Source organism: Bartonella sp. AA78NXGY, assembly GCF_042197005.1.
Classification (GTDB): domain Bacteria; phylum Pseudomonadota; class Alphaproteobacteria; order Rhizobiales; family Rhizobiaceae; genus Bartonella.
The window spans coordinates 1-5,645 of the sequence record NZ_JBHIRI010000037.1 but is presented as its reverse complement, the minus strand read 5'-3'; the positions used below and the strand labels follow the sequence as shown (position 1 = coordinate 5,645).

At 42.3% G+C, this 5,645-nt stretch carries 5 protein-coding genes and 1 pseudogene; 2 read left to right on the top strand and 4 right to left on the bottom strand.

The genetic code is table 11. The features are described from left to right. On the bottom strand, positions 1-992 hold a 992-nt coding region (locus tag ACFINL_RS09285), incomplete at its 3' end, for a phage tail sheath subtilisin-like domain-containing protein (protein ID WP_375651452.1). 165 nt (positions 993-1,157) lie between these two features. Here ACFINL_RS09285 and ACFINL_RS09280 point away from each other — a divergent pair. Both ACFINL_RS09280 and ACFINL_RS09275 read left to right on the top strand, forming a co-directional pair. Continuing rightward, a complete protein-coding gene (locus tag ACFINL_RS09280; RefSeq protein WP_375612347.1) occupies positions 1,158-1,472 on the top strand; it encodes a type II toxin-antitoxin system HigB family toxin in 315 nt (104 codons plus the stop codon). Beyond that, a complete protein-coding gene (locus ACFINL_RS09275) occupies positions 1,469-1,825 on the top strand; it encodes a type II toxin-antitoxin system HigA family antitoxin (RefSeq protein WP_375624310.1) in 357 nt (118 codons plus the stop codon). Before ACFINL_RS09280 ends, ACFINL_RS09275 begins: the two co-directional genes overlap by 4 nt. Positions 1,826-1,922: 97 nt before the next feature. On the opposite strand, the gene ACFINL_RS09270 is transcribed toward ACFINL_RS09275, so the two are convergent. The 3 genes and pseudogenes from ACFINL_RS09270 to ACFINL_RS09260 form a co-directional block, all read right to left on the bottom strand. After that, complete coding sequence (locus ACFINL_RS09270; protein WP_375635109.1) at positions 1,923-2,741, bottom strand: DNA adenine methylase; 819 nt, start codon at positions 2,739-2,741, stop codon at positions 1,923-1,925. Between the two features lie 530 nt (positions 2,742-3,271). Further along, entirely contained in the window at positions 3,272-4,654 is a 1,383-nt protein-coding gene (locus ACFINL_RS09265; protein ID WP_375651451.1) for a Bgr_08870 family protein, read from the bottom strand. 13 nt (positions 4,655-4,667) lie between these two features. Beyond that, positions 4,668-5,645 (bottom strand): annotated as a pseudogene (locus ACFINL_RS09260) (DUF4815 domain-containing protein); the annotation flags it as partial.

Sequence of the window (5,645 nt, the reverse complement as noted above, 5' to 3'; positions counted from 1 at the left end):
ATGTAGGTCTTTTTGATATTGCGGTCGACAGCCCATAGATGCCCGCGCAAAATGGCATCATTGATCATATCTGCGGTTCTCACCACCGATAAGAAAGCAAACTTTGTATCGCTTGAGAGGGTGCGATTACCCCAAAGGCGATAGCCGTTTTCGCGGATAATGGTTGTGATGTTTTGTTCATTGAGAAGGTTGGCGCGGCTTGATCGATCACCAATGGAAAAATCAATGGGGCGTGCAATACCAACAATGCCATTTATCACTTTGTTTGAAGGAGAATGCCAAAAACCGTGTGTAAAATCAGTTTTAGCAATGACACCTGCAACCGCTGTACTTGCTGGCTGTTCTATGATTTTTCCATCACGATTCACCTTTACAAAAGGGTCAATGATAATGGCGCGTTTTGAATCAAAATCCTTTGCTGTGCTAAGGGCTGCTTCATCTGTCGTGTTTGGTGCATCAAGCACCACAATAGCACGCAGACGCTCTGCAATGCCAATGAGTTCTGCTGCGACGGGGTTGGCAGTTGCATCAGTTCCATTCTCTTCAATATTCACACTGGAAGGGCGTTGATGTGTAAAGCCTGGAGCGATGAGAATGCGTGGTGTTTGTCCTACAATGGATTGCGCTCCAATCAAAGCATGAACACCTTCATAAGCACCATTTGCGTTTACACCGCCAAGAACATTGGTGAGTGTTGCATTTTCATTGTCACCCTCGTTCACGCGCACGACAACAACAATGGCACCCACTTGCTTGAAAATGAGATCAAGGGCATTAGGTAGGGTGCCTTGACGCTTGCCTGTTTTATCCAGTTTAGCGGCTTGTGAAAGAGAGCCTGTTACCAAAACGGGTGTATTAAGAGGAAATGCTTGTTCATCTGCATCGGGCGCCGTGCCAACAATCCCGATAACTGCCGATTGTACCGCGCGAAGGGGGCGGGTGCCGTCGTCAACCTCGACAACTTCAACACCGTGTAGAAAACCTGTTGCCATACTTTATGCTCCTTTAAATGAGTGGTGAATTAAAATGAATGGGAAAAATGAGAGGTAAAAAGCTGCTCTTGAGAAAGGTTTGTTTTCAACAAGCACTTTCTTTTTATAAATATCTTGACTTAGTCCCAAAATGGTACTAAGATTGATAAAAATCAGGATACACTTATGAAAATTGTTAAAATCTCCACACTTCAAACTTTTTGGACTCGATATCCTGATGCTGAACAACCATTAAAAGCATGGGTAGATGAAGCTAAAAACGCACAATGGCGTTCTCCTCATGACATTAAAGAGAAATATAAAAATGCAAGCATATTAAAGAATAATCGTGTTGTTTTTAATATTAGAGGCAATGATTATCGTTTAGTTGTTTCAATCTTTTATCCAGCAGGTTGGCTTTACATAAAGTTTATAGGGACGCATAAACAGTATGATGCGATTGATGCCAACACTGTAGAACTAAAGGAATTTAAGAAATGAATATCAAACCAATTCGTACAGAGAGAGAGTATCAAGAAGCTTTAGAAATTGTGTCTGCAATGTTTGACAATCAACCTAAAGAGAATACTCCAGAATTTGATCAAATGGAGGTTCTTGTGTTGTTGATTGAAGCGTATGAAGCAGAACACTATCCTGTTTCTCCTCCTCACCCGATTGAAGCTATTAAATTTAGAATGGAACAAATGAACTTAAGTGCTAAAGATCTCGTTCCTGCGATTGGTCATTTAAATCGTGTTTATGAAATCTTGAGTGGTAAAAGAAAATTAACACTGCGCATGATTAAAAACTTGCACCAACAGTTCAATATTCCACTAGAAAGTCTGATAGCTTAGGTTTTATACTAATTTATTTTTTTGAAAGATTTTTAAGGGGTTTCAAAAGGTCTTCAAAGATCATTTAAAGACCCTTTAATATGTATTATTTCTCGTTTTAGAAATCGCAATTTGAGATAATAAGCTCTTGAGCCGGCATTGGATTATTTGAACCACATGTATAAGATGTATTCACTTCTTTTAGTTTAAATTGGCTAAAGGTTTTTCGGATCTCTGGCACATCATTGAGAGACAGAACAAACTTTCCCTTTAATTGTGCAAGCAGTGTGGACATCGTCTGGTAATCCTCTCGCTTAAACAAATCCTTGCCATAGCAATTCTCAACGCCCCAATAAGGTGGATCAAGGTAAAACAAGGTCGTTGGCCGGTCATAACGCCTGATAAAATCAAACCAATCTAAATGTTCAATAGTGACACCTGATAAACGCCGGTAAATAAGCTTTAAGAACCCTTCAAGTTTGAAAGAGTTAAACCGTGCACCACGGTGGGGATCAACTCCAAAGGTACGCTTTGCCACCTGCCCACCAAAACTCAACCGCTGTAGATATAAAAACCGCAAAGCTCGCTCTAAATCCGTAAGCGTCTTTGGATCTTGTAACGTAAAACGTTGAAACGCCTCACGGCTGCTAATCTGGAACTCCAACAGATCCATAAAAGGGTGATAATGGCGTTGCAACACCCGAAAAAAATTCACCACATCGCCTGAGCGATCATTGATGACTTCATATAAGGGAATCAATTTCCGCCTAAAGAATATTCCTCCCATGCCAACAAAAGGTTCGGCATAAGTGCGATGGGGAATGCCTTCAATGATTTTGATAATGGTTTTTGCCAACTTTATTTTGCCACCAACATAAGCGGCAGCTGGTTCTATAGGATCAATAGATTTTAATTTTTCTTTACAAAGTATATCCATCATTTTTTAACACTCTTTCATCTATAGTAGCCATCTTCTCACTGTTTCCAAGTGATAAGAAGTGGCTGCGATGTTAAGTTGTGTTACATCGGGCGGGGTTGTTCGCAAAACTAAGTCCCGTTGGCTGGACAACCAGCCCAGCCTCTATTTTTTGTTCCGTTCTCCTTGTTTTTGAGTTTTTAGGATAATTGCTGTGGGTTATCCGCTAGATTTCTCATAGCGATAGGTTATCAGAGCGGCTTGCTAAGAGCCGTTAATCTCTTTACAAAACTTTTGGAATAGAAGAGGGAGCACGCCGTGATTTCGGGGCTTCTTCTAAAGATAAAGAATGATTTTGCTATAGTGCGATAGAGAGTATTTACTTTTGTTGCCATTTTGCTCTCCAAATCAATAGAGAAACAATAACAACAAGAGCTGCCTTTCATAAAACTGACACTGTCAGTCAAAAAGCTCTTTAAAGGGCTTAAAATCATACAAGCCAGCTTATACAACAGCTATCCATTTGACTTGTGCTATTTTTAGTTTTGTATTTAATCTTTCCATAATCTTATGAGGACAGCGCCATCAGCTCCAGCGCCGCTTGGAGAGGAATCTCCATGAGAGCCAGCACCTCCGCCCCCAAAACCACGCCCTGCTTTTCCCGAACTATAGGAACCTTTGCCGACTCCTCCAGAGCCACCACGTGATGTATCACCTCCAGCATCGCCTCCATTACCGCTTGTTTTACTCGTAATTCCATTCGTTCCAGCATAACCATTTCCGCCTTTGGCAATTCCTGGATGTTCATCCGTTGCTAAACCAAAGTTTCCACCTGTTCCTCCAGCACCGCCATCGCCTGAATAGAAGGAAGTCGTACTCCCAGTAATCGAGTGAGAGATACGGGCGTCAGCTCCCCCACCACCCTTTCCTCCGGTAGCGGTAATAAAATTTTTGCCAATGGTTGTTGTTTCTCCAGGCTTACCGCTTACAAAATTCTTTGCAATAGAAGCCCCTCCTTTACCAATGATGATATCTTCATGACCATTTAAACTGGCTTTATAGCCATACCAGACTGAACAACCGCCACCGCCGCCACCTCCTCCTAATCCTATCCCAAACGCTCTACCACCACTACCTCCACCACCCCAAGCTTGGATCTCAACTTTAGTTTTATCGGTGACCCAGATGGGCCACTGAATTTTCCCATCCTGTGTATAGAGCAATTCAGCATCAGCAAGAGCCGGCCAATTTGTGATTTTATCGATCAAATCTTTTTTAAGACTCTTTATTTGTGCCAAAATGGCGGCATCCACTTGCGCCTTCGTATAAACAACATCACCATCAACTCTCAAAGGTCCTTTCAAGGTACTTCCATTTGTGCTTAAACTTGTCACCGTTTCACCATTATGAATAAGGCTAAACGACGAATTACCCAAAAGTTCTAAGCCACCACTCATAGTGATTTTGCTGGTAAATTTATTATAATTCTGCCATTCATTTGGGCTGGCTAAGCGACCATAGCTTGTGAGATCTTCATTGATCTTGGCTCTAAAATCATCAAGCCCCACGATATCTTCGGTTTTATGTTGATGTGCGCCTAACAGTGAGACAGCACTGCCAAAAGTGAAGTTATTGTTGCTTGATTTATAGAGAACATAATTATTTGCGGCATCTTTTGCACCCTCGATATCGCTTAAATCAGCAAATGAGAAGGTTTTATCCGCTGCCATCTTGCCCTTAAGGGCTGCTTCAAGATCTGCGATATCACTTATTGTATGCGTGTGTTTTGAAGGTGCTTTTTCGTTTACCTTTTCCTCAACAGCCAAAAGAGCTTGATCAATTTTGGTCAAGTTTTCCCGCAAGATTGGGAATTCAGAACTGATAAAACGCCCCTCTTTAGGCAATTCCATGTCGAGTTTTTTGGTTTTGGTCATCTCTGTTCTCCCATCACAATATGCCAGCGCCAAAATCACTCACCATGGACCGCGCTGCTGGTCCACCGGTAAGAGTGAGTTTGAGGCGCGCTTGTTTGGCTGTTTTGTCACTGCTCACAAATTTTCGTTCTGTCCAAAGTGGTTCAGCGAGTTGTTCTGTTTCGTCAAGTTTCAAAGGGGTGAAACCACCATCATCTAGTTGCATCTCCAGTGAAAAGGTTGCACCACCCGGTAAAAAGGTTTTGATATAGCTCGTTAACCTTGCCTTTTCACCAAAGGCAAAAGCACGCGTGACATAGGTCGCTTCCTTATGGATCTTTCCCGCGATCAATTGAACAGGCGCAAATAACACCGGTGAGAGTTTCTCTGTTCCTTTAAGAATAGCGCGAAGCTTGATCTTTTCACTGATATATTCAGTAAGACTGAGCAATTGAAAGGGAAGGAGTTGATAAACCGTGCCGTTGTTTCTTTCAATTTCAAAGATGACAGAACAATCGCTTGAAGGCAACTCAATGGCTGCGCGTATTTGTAAATCAGAGCAGTCCACAAGATCAAAAGTGCCTAAATCGACAATCTTTTCTGTTTGCCTATAGCGGGCAGCGAGCACCCGAAAGGCTAAAGCCTCATCTTGATGGGCTGTCCAACTTTGTGCGTTAACAGAAGAAAAGCGTGGACCGGTCACGTAAGGGTGACTTGAGACATATCTCTGGTGTTCTGCATCAAAATCCCCAAGCTTTGCTAGTGAGACAGAATGATCAGCATCATCGGTTTTAATGACAAAAGCCGTTAAGCGGTCATCCATCACAAGGAGTGGTACATCATAGCGTGCTTCTGCCCAACCTAGCTTTGCGCCCTTCATAGAATAAAAGCTTTGCGCTTGAATATCGGCGGTAGGATAGCCGTTTTCTGTGGTCACCAAATCAATCACCAAATCATGGTTCTCATTACCGATTTTGCAAAGATGAAAGTCAATACCGGTGATTTGCCGTGT